Raw genomic sequence first — 15,719 nt, 5'->3', positions numbered from 1 at the left:
TTCACAAAGCTCCGGCAGTGGTGCAGTCCAAGATCTGGCCCGACAGATGGGTGGTGAGGTTCAACACCTTCAAAACCGGGGCACCCTCCTTGCCTTCTGGATAGTCGATCACCGTAATGGCGCCATTCCCCTGCTTGAAGATCCAAAAGGCTTGGGGGGAAAGGTCGAACAACTGACAGATGATCGCCTTGTTGATGGCATCGTGGGCAACAACAACCGCCGTGCCCTGAGGAAACTGGGCTGCGGTGATGGCCAAAAGCTCCTGCCAAGCGGAGCGAGTGCGCTCCCACACCTGGTGAAGGTTTTCCCCATTGGGCATTTGCACACTGGCCGGATCCCGTTGCCAGCGCTCCAGCTCGCCGGGGTATTCGGCTTCGACTTCGCTTTGCAGCTTGCCCTCCCAGTCCCCGTGGCAGATCTCCTGCAAGTCGGGCATTGGGCGCAAAATGAGGTTGCTGTGGTTGCTGCAGATGGCATCGGCTGTGGCCCAAGGGCGCTTCAGGGGGCTGGAGAAGGCCAGTTGCAGAGGTTGAGTGGCCAAAAATTCTGCCACCTTGGCTGCCTGTTCCTCCCCGGTGGCATTGAGGGGGATATCCCGCTGCCCTTGAAAACGGCGCTCTCGGTTCCATTGGGTTTCCCCATGCCGCACCAGCAAGATGCGCATCCCCTGCTTGCGCTTGGGCAGGGCTTGGCCGAGGTGAGCGGTGATGTTCAGAGATTCCAGTTGTGGCGGCCCCTGCAGGCCCTCGGGAAAATTGAGAACGCTGATGGCGCAGTTATCCTGCCCAAGGCGGTGATAGTGGTGTGGCCCCAGGCCGATGGCGGTGCTGACCAGGGCGCGATTGATGCCGCTGTGGCCCACGATGAGGATATTGAGGGTCTGCCTTGGGGAGGGATCCGCTCCATGGTTCCAGGGGCCCGAAGCCGATTGCAGATGGAAAGCCAGCATTTCCCAAAACCCCTGCGCCTGCTGCCAGAGATCCCGCACCGGAAAGCGGCCCTCTAGCTCCAGGGTGTCGGGATGGTGCCGCCACAGGTGGTAATCTTCGGGGTATTTCTCCTGCACCTCGGCAAAGGTCAGCCCTTCCCAGGCCGTCAGGTCGATCTCCCGCAGTTGATCGGTGATGTGCAGAGGGATCCCTTCTCGGTCTTTCAAAATGACGCGAGCGGTATCGAGGGCGCGAGACAGGGGGCTGCAATAGGCGCAATCCAACGGGATCCCGGCCAGGGCCTCGGCTACACGCTGCGCCTGCACTTCTCCAGTGGGGGTGAGCCGGGAGAGATCGGAGCGGCCTTGAATGCGATTTTCCAGGTTGAAGGTGCTCTCACCATGGCGCACGATCAAGATGCGCAGGGCAGGCTGGTCGCGGTAGCGGGACGGAGTCCTTGCCATCGCTTGCACGGACTTACTCATCGCAGTAGCGGGACGGAGTCCTTAGAACACCTTCTAGAGTACCGCCACTGGGCGGCGCTCGCCTTCGTCAATTCACCGGTTGGGCTGCCGACTGAGGCGTATTTGGGCTGGTCGCCGCTTGTGATGGGGGCATCTTTGGAGAATGGCCGCGCTGCGTTTCCGCTGGCAGAGGTTTTGGTTGAATGGACGTTGGCGAAGGGGGCCGGCTTGGTGCTCCTTGCCCTTGTTGTGGTGCTGTTGGCGCAGTTTTTCCCTCCACTGCTCCCTCAGGAGAGCCCCCTGCCACCGATAGAATCCGAGAAGACAAAGTGTAGGATCCCTGAAGGCGGATCCCTCTTGCCTGGACAAGCGCTGCCATGGTTTCTCCACAATTGGCTTGGGATCCCGGATCCCTGACCGAAAGCCCCAACCCGGCCACAGCCGAGATCGACCGTCTCAGCACCTGGGAACTGGTGAAACGGATCAACGCTGAGGATCGGCGGGTGCCGGAAGCGGTGGCTGCTCAAGCAGAGCCGATTGCCCAAGCCATCGATGCCATTGCCGAGCGGATGAGTCGCGGCGGGCGGCTGATCTATATCGGGGCAGGAACCTCAGGTCGGCTGGGGGTGCTGGATGCGGCTGAGTGCCCGCCCACTTTTGGCACTTCCCCCGCACAGGTGGTGGCTTTGATTGCCGGGGGGGAAAGGGCCCTGACCCAGGCGGTAGAAGGCGCAGAGGATGACGCGGAAGCGGCTGCCCGCGCTCTGGAGAGTCTCCACCTCCAAGCTCAAGATAGTGTGGTGGGAATTGCTGCCAGCGGTCGTACCCCCTATGTGCTGGGTGGGATCCAAGCCGCCAGAAGTATTGGGGCGCTCACGATTGGCCTGGCCTGCAATCACCCTTCTCCTCTAACCGAGCAGGTGGACATTGCCATTGCCCCTTTGGTGGGGCCGGAGGTAATCCTCGGATCCACCCGCATGAAAGCCGGCACAGCCCAAAAGCTGGTGTTGAACACGATCTCCACCGGGGTGATGATCCGCTTGGGCAAGACCTATGGCAACCTGATGGTGGATCTCCAGGCCAGCAATGCCAAGCTCAAGCAACGGGCGGAGCGAATGGTGGCCCTAGCCTGCGATCTGGATCCCGCCGCGGCTGCCCAATTGCTGCAGGCTTGTGATGGAGAGGTGAAAACCGCCATCCTTGTGGCCTTGCTGGGGTGCTCTGCTCAAGAGGCCCGTCAGCACTTGCAACAGGCCCAGGGCAACATTCGCCAGGTGCTTGATGCTGCTCTGGCGCAGCAGTAGTGATGACAGCTGGGTGGCTTGTCCATGAGCGTTTGCGGCTACCTCTACACGCCTTCCCATGCCCCTTTGCCGGAACAGGAGTTGGCCTGGCTCCAGGGGCGAGGGGCCGATCCCATCCTGCACGATTGGGGATCCCGAACCTATCTGGAGGAGCTGTTCCGGCGCATCACAGCCGGCTGGGTGCAGGAAGTGCTGCTCTTGCGCCTGGCGGATCTGGGGGATCGGGCGGATGAAATCCACGAGCGGCTGCTGCAAATCCAACACTCCGGGATCCGCCTCAGCTTGGTCACCGAATCCGGCCTGCAAACCCCCACCAAGGCTGCCGATTGGATCCCCCTGCTGGCCGAGATCCCCCATCAGTTGCAAAGCCGCCGCCTCTGCTGCAGCCAAGCCCAAAACCGCCTGGCGGGCAAGCCTCCCCCCGGCCCTGCCCCCTTTGGCTACCGCCGCGAAGGGGAACGCTACGTGCTGGATCGCCGGCAGGCCAGCATCGTTCAGGATTTTTTCCAGCACTTTCTCCTCTACGGATCCCTGCGCCGGGCGGTGCGCTTTTTGGAAGAAAAACACCACAAGCGGATTTCTGTGGCTACCGGACGCAACTGGCTGCTCAACCCGGTGTACCGCGGGGATCTGGCCTATGCCGACGGCACCACCCTGCGGGACACTCACCCGGCCCTTCTCAGCCGCACGGAAGCCGCCCAGATCGATCGCTGGCTCAAACGCAACCAAGGGATCCCTCGCCGCAGCGCCAGTGCTCCCCGCGCTTTGGCCGGCCTGGTTCATTGCTGCGCTTGTGGCAGCCTTCTGCGCATTGTGCAAACCACCCCTCGCAAGGGGAAAAAGAACGGATCCCCCTACCTCTATCTGCGCTGCCAAACCTGTCGCTACAGCCTCCCCTACACCGAAGTCCTGCAAGAGGTGATCCGGCAGGTGTGCGAACAACTGCCCCAACGCGCCCAGCAACTGGATCGACAAGCCCTCACTCAAGCCCGCCAAGAGCTGCAAGCCCAAATCCAGGCCAACGCCGAGCGGCTGCGGCAATTGGAAGAGCTGCAGCAATCTGGACTAATGGACGAGGCCTCCCTGGCCCAGCGTCGCTACCAGTTGCGAGCAGAGACGGCCCGCTTGGCCCAAAAGCTGGAGCAACTCCCCCCCGCCAACCTCACCCAGACCATCCAAACCCTCTCCATCCCGCCCTTCTGGCAAGACCTCAGCGAGACCGAACGGCGTGCCTACCTGCGGGAATTCCTGCGCAGGATCGAGGTGGATTCTGCAGGAGCGGTGCGAGTTACGTTTGCCTTTGATCCCTGAGAGTGAAGGGTTCTCCCCACCTTCCCCGGAGAATTGAGATCATTCTTGATTCTTTCTCGACTCAGCCCTGCCTCAGCGACAAGCCAAGAGGACGGGATCAGCGCCATGGCATAGCTGAATCCTTCCCGATTTGGGTGAATTGTCATCTGGAATTGTTTTCTTTTGATCACTGATGAAAGTATATCTAAAACTAAAATCGGGAAAAACATCAAAAATCGACTTGAGAAGCCCTGGGAACTTTCTTAGGACCATTTGCAAGATCTGGGAACTTCTAGCTTTTTGAGGGATCCACCTTTATCCTTCGCAACAGTTCTCAGGGGGCGGGTTGGCTGCCGATAATGTCCCTTGTCTGCCCCATGGAGGAACGCGCTGTGAAATTGGCGGTTTACGGAAAAGGTGGGATCGGCAAATCCACCACCAGTTGCAACATCTCGGTGGCCTTGGCCAGGCGGGGCAAAAAGGTCTTGCAGATTGGCTGTGATCCCAAGCACGATAGCACCTTCACCCTGACCGGCTTTCTCATCCCCACCATCATCGACACCCTGGAAGCCAAGGGCTATCACCACGAAGACATCTACCCAGAAGATGTGATCTACCGCGGCTACGGCGGCGTGGACTGCGTGGAAGCGGGTGGGCCCCCGGCAGGGGCCGGCTGTGGCGGCTATGTGGTGGGGGAAACCGTCAAACTCCTGAAGGAGCTGAACGCCTTCGATGAGTACGATGTCATCCTCTTCGATGTGTTGGGGGATGTGGTGTGCGGCGGTTTTGCGGCTCCCCTCAACTACGCCGACTACTGCCTGATCGTAACCGACAACGGCTTTGATGCCCTGTTTGCCGCCAATCGGATTGCTGCCTCGGTGCGAGAAAAGGCCAAAACCCGCAAGCTGCGGTTGGCCGGGCTGATCGGCAATCGCACCAGCAAGCGGGATCTGATTGACAAATACGTCTCGGCAGTTCCCATGCCGGTTATCGAGGTGCTTCCCCTCATCGAAGATATTCGCGTCTCGCGGGTCAAGGGCAAGACCCTCTTCGAGATGGCGGAAACCGATCCCAGCCTGGAGCCCGTCTGCCAGTACTACCTGAACATCGCCGATGAGCTGCTGGCCCGCCCGGAAGGGATCGTGCCCCAACCTGCCGAGGATCGGGAGCTGTTTGCTTTGCTCTCCGACTTTTACAACACTCCAGCCCGCCAACTGGCCTTGGTGTAAGGGATCCCCTGCCGGCTTGGGCAGTGTGTCCAAAAATGAAGCCACTGTTTCGGAAAACCGTCGCAAACCTTATCAATTTGTTGTCCGATCCGCTTTCCACTCCAAGATGGATCCTGCAGGGATCCCTGGGGATCCCGCTTTGGGAAGGAAATGGCACAGGAGTTGGATATGCAAGGACAAGAGCAACCCACCGTCGTGATTACCGGAGCTTCCTCGGGTGTTGGCCTATACTCAGCTTTGGCCTTGGCCAAGCGCGGCTGGCACGTGGTGATGGCCTGTCGGGATCTGGACAAAGCCTACCGGGTGGCCCAACAAGTGGGGATCCCCCAGGGCAGCTATACCCTGATGCAGATCGACCTAGCCAGCTTGGCCAGCGTGCGGCGGTTTGTCGAGCAATTCCGCAACTGGGGCCGTTCCTTGGACGCCTTGGTCTGCAATGCCGCCATCTACATGCCCTTGCTCAAGCAGCCCTTGCGCAGCCCGGAAGGATATGAGCTGACCATGGCCACCAACCATCTGGGGCATTTCTTGCTCTGCCACTTGATGCTGGAGGATCTGAAACGCTCCACCTATCCGGATCGGCGGCTGGTGATCTTGGGCACGGTTACCCACAATCCCAAGGAGCTGGGGGGTAAGATCCCACCCCAACCCCACCTGGGGGATCTGCGGGGATTTGCCCAGGGCTTTAAGGATCCCATCAGCATGGCGGACGGCGGCAAATTTGAACCGGTGAAAGCCTACAAAGACAGCAAAGTCTGCAATATCCTCACCATGCGCGAGCTGCACCGCCGCTTCCACGAAAGCACTGGCATCACCTTCCTCTCCCTCTATCCGGGGTGTGTAGCCACCACGGCTCTGTTCCGCCATCACTATCCCCTGTTTCAAAAACTTTTCCCCTGGTTTCAAAAAAACATCACGGGCGGATTTGTTTCTCAGGAATTGGCCGGAGAGCGGGTGGCCCAAGTGGTGGCCGATCCCGAGTTTCGTCGGTCGGGGTTCTACTGGAGCTGGGGCAACCGGCAACGCAAGAATGCCAAGCCCTTTAACCAAGAAGTCTCTGACGAGGCGGCAGACGATGCCAAGGCCAAACTGCTTTGGGATCTCAGCGAAAAATTGGTGGGTGCGCCCCAGTTGGCGGCCCTTTAGCCCGAAATGTTCCCCTCTTTATATGTTGTTAGGAGACGAGCATGAATGCTGCTTTGGATAGTGCCAATGCCCTTAACTTTCAGTGCGAAACCGGCAACTACCATACCTTTTGCCCGATTAGTTGTGTAGCTTGGCTTTATCAAAAAATTGAAGACAGCTTCTTTTTGGTCATCGGCACCAAAACCTGTGGCTACTTTCTGCAAAACGCCATGGGGGTGATGATCTTTGCCGAGCCCCGCTATGCCATGGCGGAGCTGGAAGAGGGGGATATTAGCGCCAAGCTCAACGACTATGAGGAGCTGAAGCGGCTGTGCCTGCAAATTCAACGAGATCGCAATCCCAGCGTGATTGTTTGGATCGGCACCTGCACCACCGAGATCATCAAAATGGATCTGGAGGGCCTAGCCCAGAAGCTGGAAGGGGAGATCGGGATCCCGATTGTGGTGGCACGGGCCAATGGCCTCGACTACGCCTTTACCCAAGGGGAAGATACGGTTTTGGCCTCGATGGCTCAGCGCTGCCCAGAGCAGGTGCGGGCAGAGGAGCAGGAAACCCGCGGGGGTCTCCAGGCCCTTTTCTACGGGCTCCGCTCCGGAAAAAAGAAAGAGGAGGAAGGCTTCCACAAGCATCCCCCCTTGGTGATCTTCGGCTCGGTGCCCGATCCGGTGGTTACCCAACTCACCCTGGAGCTGAAAAAACACGGGATCCGCGTCTCCGGCTGGTTGCCGGCCAAACGCTATGGAGAGCTGCCGGCCATCGAGCCGGGCACCTACGTGGTGGGGGTGAATCCTTTCCTCAGCCGCACGGCCACCACGCTGGTACGCCGCAAAAAGGCTAAGCTCATCACCGCTCCTTTTCCCATCGGGCCGGATGGCACCCGCGCCTGGATAGAAGCCATTGCCCGCGAGCTGGGGATCCCAACTCAAGGCTTGGCAGAGCGGGAAGCGGAAGTGTGGAACCATCCCCAGGTTCGGGATTATCGGGAGCTGCTGCGGGGCAAAAGCGTTTTCTTCATGGGCGATAACCTGCTGGAGATCTCGCTGGCCCGTTTCTTGGTGCGCTGCGGCATGACGGTGCAGGAAATTGGGATCCCTTACATGGACAAACGCTACCAGGCGGCTGAGCTGGCCCTCTTGGAGCGCACCTGCGAAGAGATGGGGGTACCCAAGCCCACCATCGTAGAAAAGCCGGATAACTACAACCAAATCCAGCGCATCAAGGCCCTGCAGCCGGATCTGGTGATCACAGGTATGGCCCACGCCAACCCCCTAGAGGCACGGGGGATAACCACCAAGTGGTCGGTGGAGTTCACCTTCGCCCAGATCCACGGCTTCGGCAACACCCAGGCTCTGCTGGAGCTGGTGACCCGACCGCTGCGGCGCAATGCTGCCCTCAAAGGCTTGGGTTGGGAGCGGCTGGTGCGAGAAGAAGCCCCTGTCTAATTCTCCGGCTCTTCGTTGTCGAACAGTAGGCCGTCCAGGTGATCCGGCAGTTGCTGCCGGTCGATCCAGACCATGCCCGCCAGAATAGCTTCGGCCTCGTTTTGAAAGTAGCCGTAGGCTTTGGTGCCAATCTCCGACTCGCAAGAGCCATCTTGCTGGAGCAGTCGGCAGCGAAAGATAAACCCCTTCTCTGTAGCTTGGGTGGTGATGCTCCAGTTGCGATGGATATGCTCGGCCATAGCAGGGATCCCGGCTCGCGAGGGGGTAATTGTCAACTCAGAGGGTGCTCAACACCTCTCGCGCGGCGGCTAGGGTTTTCTCCACATCGGCCTCTGTGTGGGCCAGGGAGGTGAAGCCGGCCTCAAATTGCGAGGGCGCCAGATAGACTCCCCGCTCCAACATGCCGCGATGGAAGCGGGCAAATTTCTGCAGATCGGAAGTCTTGGCCTCTTCGTAGTTGCGCACTGGGCCGGCAGTAAAAAAGAAGCCAAACATGCCGGGCAGATAGCCCCCGCACATCTCATGCCCGGTTTCCCGCGCGATCTGCAATAGCCCCGTCGCCAACTTCTCGGTAATCCGCTCCAGATACTCGTAGGTGCCCGGGCGGCGCAAAATGTCCAGTGTCTGGATCCCTGCCGTCATGGCCAGGGGGTTGCCGGAAAGGGTGCCCGCCTGATACATCGGCCCCGCTGGAGCCACCATTTCCATAATTTCTCGCCGACCGCCGTAGGCCCCCACCGGCAGGCCGCCGCCGATGACCTTGCCCAGGGTCGTTAAATCGGGGATGACCCCAAACTTGGCCTGTACACCGCCATAGCTGATGCGAAAGCCGGTCATCACCTCGTCAAATACCAGCAGGGCCCCGTACTTTTGGGTGAGATCTCGCAACCCTTCCAAGAAGCCCGGCTGGGGGGGAATAAAGCCGGCATTGCCCACCACCGGCTCTAGGATGACTCCGGCAATGGAGTCAGGGTGCTGTTCAAACAGGGCCTTGACTGCCTCCAGGTCGTTGTAGGGAGCCGTCAGCGTAGCGCTGGTAGCTGCCTTGGGCACCCCCGGCGAGTCTGGCAAGCCCAGCGTGGCCACCCCCGAACCGGCCTTCACCAAGAACATGTCCGCATGGCCGTGGTAGCAGCCCTCAAACTTGATCACCTTTTCCCGACCGGTATAGGCCCGCATCAGGCGCAGCACCGCCATGCAAGCTTCGGTGCCGGAATTGACAAAGCGCACCATCTCCACACTGGGCACCGCCTCAATGACCCGCTCCGCCAGCTCATTTTCCAGAACGCAAGGGGCGCCGAAGCTGGTGCCTTTCTCCAAAGCTCGGCGCAGAGCCTCAATGACCTCGGGGTGAGCATGGCCGACAATGGCAGGCCCCCAACTGCCGATATAGTCGATGTATTGGTTGCCGTCCACATCCCAGGCGTAGGCCCCTGAGACGCGGTCGAACACGACGGGATCCCCGCCCACCGACTTGAAGGCCCGTACCGGAGAACTCACTCCCCCCGGCATGAGACTTTGTGCCCGGGCAAAAATCTGTTTGGAGCGGGCGGTGTTAAACGAAGTGGAGTGGAGAGTGCTGGTCATAGAGCAGGAGCTTTCAACGCATTACCAAGGCTAGCAAGCAAGGGAGCTTTCTGGTGAGCCCTTTTACCGACCATGAAACTACAAACCCATTCCCGCCAGCGTGTCGATCACCTGCTCCAGGATCAGGGTGAGGTTGGGATGGGAGGTCTCGAACAGACCCAGCGCCTCTCCGATGCGATCCCTGGGGCCTTGGCTCGGTTTGCTCTCGGTTCGGGATCCCAGATCGGCCAGCACCGCCTCCACTTCCTGGCGAATGGCGGCAATGTGCTGTCGCTGCTTTTCATCCAAGCCAGGGGTTTTTTGCAGCTCAACATCCAGATCGTGCAGCAGTTGTCGCAGTTTCGATTCGGCCATTCTGTAAAGAGACCTTAACGACTTGAGAACCGATTGAGTTTTGACCACCCTGCCTCAATCATACGGTCTGATGGGTTGAAGCAGGGATCCCTCTATCTAGGGTCTAAGAGCGGGTAAGCGGCGAAGGTTAACTTTTGCAGCCGGGGATCCCAGCATTGGAGCAACCTTTGTAGGATGGGCGGTAGAGTCTATCCCCATGTCTGCCCCATGTCTGAGCTGGCATTGGCCCTAGTAGGGGCGGCGGTTGCTGCTGCCCTTTTCGTTGGGATTTTCGTCTGGGAACAAAGACGCAGCCAAGAATTGCTGCAGCGGTGGGCGGCAAAGCATGGCTACTCCATTTTGAGCCAGGAGGCGCGGTATTGGCGGCTGGGGCCTTTTTCCGGGAGCACTTCCAAGTATCAACGGGTATTCCGTGTGCGGATACGGGATCCGTGGGGGCAAGAACGCACCGGCTGGGTGAGGTTAGGGAACTGGTGGCTGGGGCTTTTGTCGGATCAGGTAGAGGAGCGGTGGGAGTAGGCTGGGATTGAACCACAGAAGGGGAAAGCAATGAACGGGATCAGGGGTTGGAAAGGGCTGAAGGGGGTGGCGTGGCTGGGCCTGGTACTGGCGGTGGCCCTGTTGGGTTGGAACATAATCGCCGGAGGTGGAGCGATGGCCAGTCCCGCTGAGGGATCCCGAATGTTGACGGTTACAGGGCAGGGATCGGTCTCGGTGGAGAACTCCATTGCCCTCATTCGCTTAGGGGTAGTCATTCAAGGGGAGACGGCGCAATCGGTACAACAACAGGTGGCAGAACGCTCAGAGCGGCTGGTCAATCGCCTCAAGGAGCTGCAAGTAGGCGCTCTACAAACCACCGGCATTTCCCTCTACCCGCAATACGACTATCGGGATGGCCAACCTCGCCTAACGGGTGTACAGGGGCAAAACAGTCTGCAATTCGAGGTGCCTGTGGCCAGAGCTGGGCAAGTGCTGGACGAAGCTGTGGCCGCCGGAGCCACCCAGGTGGAATCGGTCAGTTTCCGGGCCGACGATGCCACCCTGTTGGAAGCGCGCAGCCGCGCCCTAACCCAAGCCGTGAAAGATGCCCAACGCCAAGCCCAGGATGTGCTGGGGGTCTTGAACCTGAGCATCCGTTCCGTCGAGCGCATCCAGATTCAGAGCGATGGCTACATGATCCCGCCGCCGATCCCCTTTGCCCGCGCCGACTATGCCCGTCTAGAAACGGCATCCACACCGGTGGAGGGGGGACAGCAAACCGTGCGCGCCCAAGTCACCCTCGAGCTCCGTTACTGAGCCTCTGCTTTGCTGCCTCGAATAATTCACAAATGTTCACCACATAGATTTCAGCTCTCCCGCCAAAGGGCTTCTGGTCAGAGCAAGCCTTGGGCAGCAACAGACACCGGCTCCGCAATGATCTGTCAATAATCCAATTACTTGGCTATGGTCATTCCAAACTAGATTGAGACACTCCCCAGGCGTTCCGCACTGCTGCCCAAGCGCTCCGCGCTGCTTCTGGAACCACCCTCACCCCCAACCCCTCCCCCAGAAGGAGTCAGCCCTCACCCCCAACCCCTCTCCCTCTGGGAGAGGGGAGTTGGGAAGCGATGCAACAGAAATGTTTCATTCCTGTTTATTTATAATGACTATAATTTAACCAACTCGGCAAAGTTGAAGCGGCTGCTGTTTGCTACCGCATTAGAATAGCGATGGAAAGTTGCGGGTAGTTTGCTTTCCCGGATTTTCTCGCCATCCTGCCTCAGTTTGTCTATGGATCCCAGCCCGGAGAGCGTTGGTGCAACTCCTCTGCCCGAGAAGGGGAAATCCGGCTCTGGCAGAAGCCAAGACAGCAGTCTGCAAGCCCGTATACTGATCGTGGATGATAGCTACATGGTGGCAGAGATGCTGTCCAACTTTTTGGGCAAGCAGGGCTGCAGTATTTCTTATGCTTTGGATGGCCTCTCCGCGCTGGAGCAAATTCGCCGCCAACCCCCAGATCTGATCATTGCCGATTGGGTCATGCCCTCCCTGAACGGCCTAGACCTGTGCCGTCAACTGCGGCAACTGCCGGAATATGCTTGGGTGTACTACATCATTATGACTGCCCGCGAGGGCAACGATAGCATGGAGCGGGCTTTGGAGGCAGGCGCCGATGAGTTTCTTTCCAAACCCTTTCAGGCTGCAGAGCTGCTGACGCGGGTGCGGGCAGGGCTGCGCATTGTAGAAAGTCGCCGCCAGCAATATCTGCTCAAAACCGGGCAAAAATCTACTCCCTCTCCCCCCAAGTCAATTGGCTTGGAGGTGGGTAACCGTCAGGATTTGGTGGCTCGTTTGCCGCTGCGGGTGGCCCAGGCCCGTGCCCAATCGGAACCCCTCAGCTTGTTTGTGCTGCGCTTGGCCAACCTCGGTTCTCTGGCACAAGGGCTGGATGCTGACGGTCGGGCTGATCTGCTCAAACTGTTTAGGGAGCGCTTGGCCAATAACCTGCGCGATGGAGACGACCTGTTTTGCTACGACGAGGGGCAGTTTATCATTCTGCTCTCCGGGAGCACCTTGGCTGCTGCGCAAATGGCTGCCGAACGCTGCTGTCAGCGGATGATTCAGGATCCCTTTGTGGTGAATGGGCGGGCGCTGCCGGTGCAGCTCCAGTTTGGAGCGGCCAGCCTCATGGACAGCGATGATCCCAAGGGGGTGGCTCTGTTGCGTCGGGCTGCCCAGGCTATGCGAGATAGCAGGAATGTGCACAGCTCGGTGGTGACTGCTCCCCATCCCATCCCAGTTTCCGACCGCGTCAGCGGAACGGAGTCCTCAGAGCTGCTGAAACGCCTGCAGCGTCTGGAAAAAGAAAACGCCGAACTGCGCCGAGAGCTGGAGACTCGCCTCAGGCAGATTGAGGATCTCCGCCAACACCATCAAGAGCTCAGCCAAAAAATGCAGGCTTCTGCACCGGAACTGTCCACAGCGGGATCCCTGGCCCATAGACCCTTCCGCTTGCGGCGGCGAAAACTCCGGCAGCTTTGTCTGAAGCGTCAACTGAGCCGTAGAAGACCGCGCCTGGCCTTGGGGCGGCTGAGCAGGTAGTGATGGGCTGAGCGAACGGGAGAGACGGAAGGGAGGTGCAAAAGGCTATGATGGGCATTCTTCAGGGTCAAGTGGCCGGATCTGGGATCTGGAGACCAGCAGGAAGATGGTTCCTAAACAACATTGAGCTCATCTTGACGGCGGTAGGAATAGGGGTGATTCTGCTAAGTGGTTTTGTGGCCAGCCGCAGCGCTTTTTCGCTAGAAACGGCAACGGCGGTCAGCGCCACTTTGGTAGGGGTCGTCCACGGGATCCTCTTTTGGCTGTTGCGACGGCGACAAAGATGGGTAAGGCAGGAGGCAATCCGACAGATTCGGGAAATGCTGGAAGATTTGGGCAAAAACCGCCTGCAAACCATCAAGATGAGCTTGTACATGGTGCAGGCGCGTCAACCGGAACAGGAAGAGCGAACCCGACAAAGCTTTGACCGCGTTTATCAGGTCCTGGCGGAGATGAGCACCTTGATCGACCACATTTCGGAAGAATCGTTGGCCGACTGGCGCCATCGCTACCGGCAGACTCTGCAGCGGGTTGAGTCGGAGTCTCAGTAGTTTTTAAATCGTCTTTAAATCTTGAGTGGCTTAAGGGATCCCTTGAGGAGTTGGCTGAGCCGGTGGACGGTCGGATTTCGGGAAGCACCCAATTGCTTGGTCTGGTTGGGGATCCGGTGGCCCACAGCTTATCCCCGGCCATGCACAACGCTGCTTTGGCGGCTATGGGGGAAAACTACTGCTATGTGCCGTTTCCGGTGGCTCCAGAACACTTGGCGACGGCGGTGGCAGGGCTGGCGGCCATCGGGGTGCGGGGATTTAACGTCACGATCCCCCACAAACAGGCCATTCTCCCGCTCCTGAGCCAAATTGAATCGCGGGCAGCAGCGGTGGGGGCGGTGAATACGGTTTACCCCTTGCCAGAGGGCGGGTGGGCGGGCACCAATACCGATATCGATGGCTTTGTGCAGCCTTTGCTGGGTCTGGAAAAAGGGATCCCTACTCTCATTCTGGGATCCGGGGGGGCAGCGCGGGCGGCCATCCAAGGCTGTTTGGAGTTGGGGCTGGGGCCGGTGCGGGTGGCGGGGCGATCCCCCAACTCATTGCTGGTCTTGCAACAGACCTGGCCTCAGGTGGAGACGGTGAACTGGGCGGAGTTGAATTGCTACCTGTCTCAGACGCGGCTTTTGGTCAACACCACCCCCGTGGGCATGCACAAGCCGGGATCCCCCGCCGGTCAAGGGCTTTCCCCCCTGAGCCGAGAGCAACTGTGCCTGCTGTCTCCAGGTGCCATCGTGTACGACCTGATCTATGTGCCGGATCCCACTCCTCTGCTGCGGATGGCCGCCGAGTTGGGACATACCCCCATCAGTGGACTAGAGATGCTGGTTCACCAGGGGGCCAAGGCTCTATCGCTTTGGCTGGGAGGCAAGCCTGTGCCAGTAGAGGTGATGCGGCAGGCAGCTCAACACCAGTTGGCCCAGGTTTAGGGTCACTCCAGGCCAGTTGGAAGCCCTCTCTCAAGGTGTAATGAGATAACAACAACTACCGGGCTAGCAATCCAAGGTTGTTTCCCGCTCCCAGGGCGTGATCTGACGGTTGTATTCCTGCCACTGTTGGCGTTTGAGCTTGAGGTAGGCATTCACAAAGGGATCCCCCAGCCTGCTACGGAACAGGGTACTTTGGTCTAAGTGGTTGAGGGCTTCGACCAAAGAGCCGGGCAACGTTGGGGCATTGGGGAGGGGATCCGTGTAGGTGTTGTTGTCGCAGCGGGGGCCAGGATCCCGTTGGTGTTGGATCCCGTCCAGGCCGGCGGCAATGAGACCGGCAGCCAAAAGGTAGGGATTGGCAGCAGCATCGGCCAAACGCAGTTCAAACCGCCCGGCATCCGGGATCCGAATGGCGTGGGTGCGATTATTGCCGCTGTAGCTGATCGTGTTGGGAGACCAGGTGGCCCCAGAGAGGGTGACAGGGGCATTGAGGCGACGATAAGAATTGACCGTTGGGTTGGTGAGGGCACACAAAGCAGGCGCATGGTGCAGCACCCCGCCAATGAAGTGATAGGCCAGTTGAGAAAGCCCCAATTCCCCTTGAGGATCGGCAAACAGGTTTTGCTCCCCCTGCCAAAGAGAAATATGGGTGTGGCAGCCGTTGCCCGTCAGATGGGCAAAGGGTTTGGGCATAAAGGTGGCCCGGTAGCCATGCTTTTCGGCAATGCTTTTCACCATGTATTTGAAAAAGGCGTGGCGATCAGCCGTAACTAGGGCATCGTCAAACCGCCAGTTCATCTCAAACTGGCCGTTGGCATCTTCGTGATCGTTTTGATAGGGATCCCAGCCCAGCTTCTGCATGCCATCGCAGATGTCTCGGATCACCGAGAAACGCCGCATCAAACTTTGCTGGTCATAGCAGGGCTTGGCCTGCCGATCCCGCTCATCGGAAATGGCCCACTCTTCGGGCGACAGAAGCATGAACTCGCATTCGATCCCCGTCTTGACTTGAAAGCCCATGGCTTCTGCTTGGGACAACACCTTCTTCAATACCCAGCGGGGGGTTTGTGGCAAGGGATCCCCGTTGACCTGGACTAGATCGGCAGGCATCCAGGCCACTTCCGGCTGCCAGGGCAGTTGAAACAAGCGCTCGCGCTCCGGCTGGGCAAACACATCGGGGTCTGCAGGCGTCAAGTCCAACCAGGCAGCAAACCCGGCAAATCCAGCCTGACCCTCTGCCATGAAGTCGATAGCTGAGGCAGGCACCAGCTTGGCCCGTTGGATCCCAAACAGGTCGGTAAAAGAGAGCAGAAAGTAGTTGATCCCTTGGGCGCGGGCAATTTCAGAAAGCGGCTGTGTCATGTACCCAAGCTAGGTCTTGGCCTCAGGTAGAGATGTGTCTTTCCGCACAAA

General features: G+C 59.1%; 15 protein-coding genes. 10 read left to right on the top strand and 5 right to left on the bottom strand.

Features of this window, described 5'->3' with window-relative positions; all coding sequences use genetic code 11:
- Position 1: 1 nt before the first annotated feature.
- Complete coding sequence (locus ACVWY8_RS00835; protein ID WP_457392699.1) at positions 2 to 1,393, bottom strand: histidine phosphatase family protein; 1,392 nt, start codon at positions 1,391 to 1,393, stop codon at positions 2 to 4.
- Positions 1,394 to 1,770: 377 nt separating this feature from the next.
- Between ACVWY8_RS00835 and murQ the strand changes: the two genes are divergently transcribed.
- The 5 genes from murQ (at position 1,771) to ACVWY8_RS00810 (ending at position 7,804) form a co-directional block, all read left to right on the top strand.
- Entirely contained in the window at positions 1,771 to 2,697 is a 927-nt protein-coding gene (murQ, locus tag ACVWY8_RS00830) for an N-acetylmuramic acid 6-phosphate etherase (protein ID WP_457392427.1), read from the top strand.
- 24 nt (positions 2,698 to 2,721) lie between these two features.
- Entirely contained in the window at positions 2,722 to 4,008 is a 1,287-nt protein-coding gene (locus tag ACVWY8_RS00825) for a recombinase family protein (RefSeq protein WP_457392429.1), read from the top strand.
- Positions 4,009 to 4,379: 371 nt separating this feature from the next.
- Positions 4,380 to 5,216: a ferredoxin:protochlorophyllide reductase (ATP-dependent) iron-sulfur ATP-binding protein gene (gene bchL, locus ACVWY8_RS00820; RefSeq protein ID WP_041437180.1), complete on the top strand. Its 837-nt coding sequence runs from the start codon at positions 4,380 to 4,382 to the stop codon at positions 5,214 to 5,216.
- A 168-nt stretch (positions 5,217 to 5,384) separates the two neighbouring features.
- Complete coding sequence (locus ACVWY8_RS00815) at positions 5,385 to 6,362, top strand: protochlorophyllide reductase (protein WP_457392432.1); 978 nt, start codon at positions 5,385 to 5,387, stop codon at positions 6,360 to 6,362.
- A gap of 41 nt (positions 6,363 to 6,403) precedes the next feature.
- A complete protein-coding gene (locus tag ACVWY8_RS00810) occupies positions 6,404 to 7,804 on the top strand; it encodes a ferredoxin:protochlorophyllide reductase (ATP-dependent) subunit N (RefSeq protein ID WP_457392435.1) in 1,401 nt (466 codons plus the stop codon).
- Here ACVWY8_RS00810 and ACVWY8_RS00805 read toward each other — a convergent pair.
- The 3 genes from ACVWY8_RS00805 to ACVWY8_RS00795 form a co-directional block, all read right to left on the bottom strand.
- On the bottom strand, positions 7,801 to 8,043 hold the full coding sequence (locus ACVWY8_RS00805) for a hypothetical protein (protein ID WP_414406701.1): 243 nt from the start codon (positions 8,041 to 8,043) through the stop codon (positions 7,801 to 7,803). The genes ACVWY8_RS00810 and ACVWY8_RS00805 overlap by 4 nt on opposite strands.
- Before the next feature lie 37 nt (positions 8,044 to 8,080).
- Positions 8,081 to 9,391, bottom strand: coding sequence for a glutamate-1-semialdehyde 2,1-aminomutase (hemL, locus tag ACVWY8_RS00800; protein ID WP_414399924.1), 1,311 nt, complete (start codon positions 9,389 to 9,391; stop codon positions 8,081 to 8,083).
- A 78-nt stretch (positions 9,392 to 9,469) separates the two neighbouring features.
- Positions 9,470 to 9,745 (bottom strand): DUF4404 family protein, encoded by a 276-nt coding sequence (locus tag ACVWY8_RS00795; RefSeq protein ID WP_457392437.1) that lies wholly within the window; start codon positions 9,743 to 9,745, stop codon positions 9,470 to 9,472.
- Positions 9,746 to 9,919: 174 nt separating this feature from the next.
- Here ACVWY8_RS00795 and ACVWY8_RS00790 point away from each other — a divergent pair, with 174 nt between their 5' ends.
- The 5 genes from ACVWY8_RS00790 (at position 9,920) to ACVWY8_RS00770 (ending at position 14,306) form a co-directional block, all read left to right on the top strand.
- Positions 9,920 to 10,264, top strand: coding sequence for a hypothetical protein (locus ACVWY8_RS00790; RefSeq protein ID WP_457396722.1), 345 nt, complete (start codon positions 9,920 to 9,922; stop codon positions 10,262 to 10,264).
- Positions 10,265 to 10,294: 30 nt separating this feature from the next.
- Complete coding sequence (locus ACVWY8_RS00785) at positions 10,295 to 11,041, top strand: SIMPL domain-containing protein (protein WP_457392442.1); 747 nt, start codon at positions 10,295 to 10,297, stop codon at positions 11,039 to 11,041.
- A 606-nt stretch (positions 11,042 to 11,647) separates the two neighbouring features.
- Positions 11,648 to 12,826, top strand: coding sequence for a response regulator (locus tag ACVWY8_RS00780; protein WP_457396720.1), 1,179 nt, complete (start codon positions 11,648 to 11,650; stop codon positions 12,824 to 12,826).
- A gap of 47 nt (positions 12,827 to 12,873) precedes the next feature.
- Entirely contained in the window at positions 12,874 to 13,377 is a 504-nt protein-coding gene (locus tag ACVWY8_RS00775) for a hypothetical protein (RefSeq protein ID WP_457392447.1), read from the top strand.
- Between the two features lie 62 nt (positions 13,378 to 13,439).
- Positions 13,440 to 14,306 (top strand): shikimate dehydrogenase, encoded by an 867-nt coding sequence (locus ACVWY8_RS00770; protein WP_457392701.1) that lies wholly within the window; start codon positions 13,440 to 13,442, stop codon positions 14,304 to 14,306.
- 63 nt (positions 14,307 to 14,369) lie between these two features.
- Here ACVWY8_RS00770 and glnT read toward each other — a convergent pair whose 3' ends face one another.
- The gene (gene glnT / locus ACVWY8_RS00765; protein WP_457392450.1) at positions 14,370 to 15,668 is read right to left on the bottom strand and encodes a type III glutamate--ammonia ligase; all 1,299 of its coding nucleotides are present in this window, start codon (positions 15,666 to 15,668) and stop codon (positions 14,370 to 14,372) included.
- Positions 15,669 to 15,719 lie beyond the last annotated feature (51 nt).

This window comes from Thermostichus sp. OS-CIW-32 (assembly GCF_054060415.1).
This window is presented reverse-complemented; position numbering and strand designations above follow the sequence as displayed.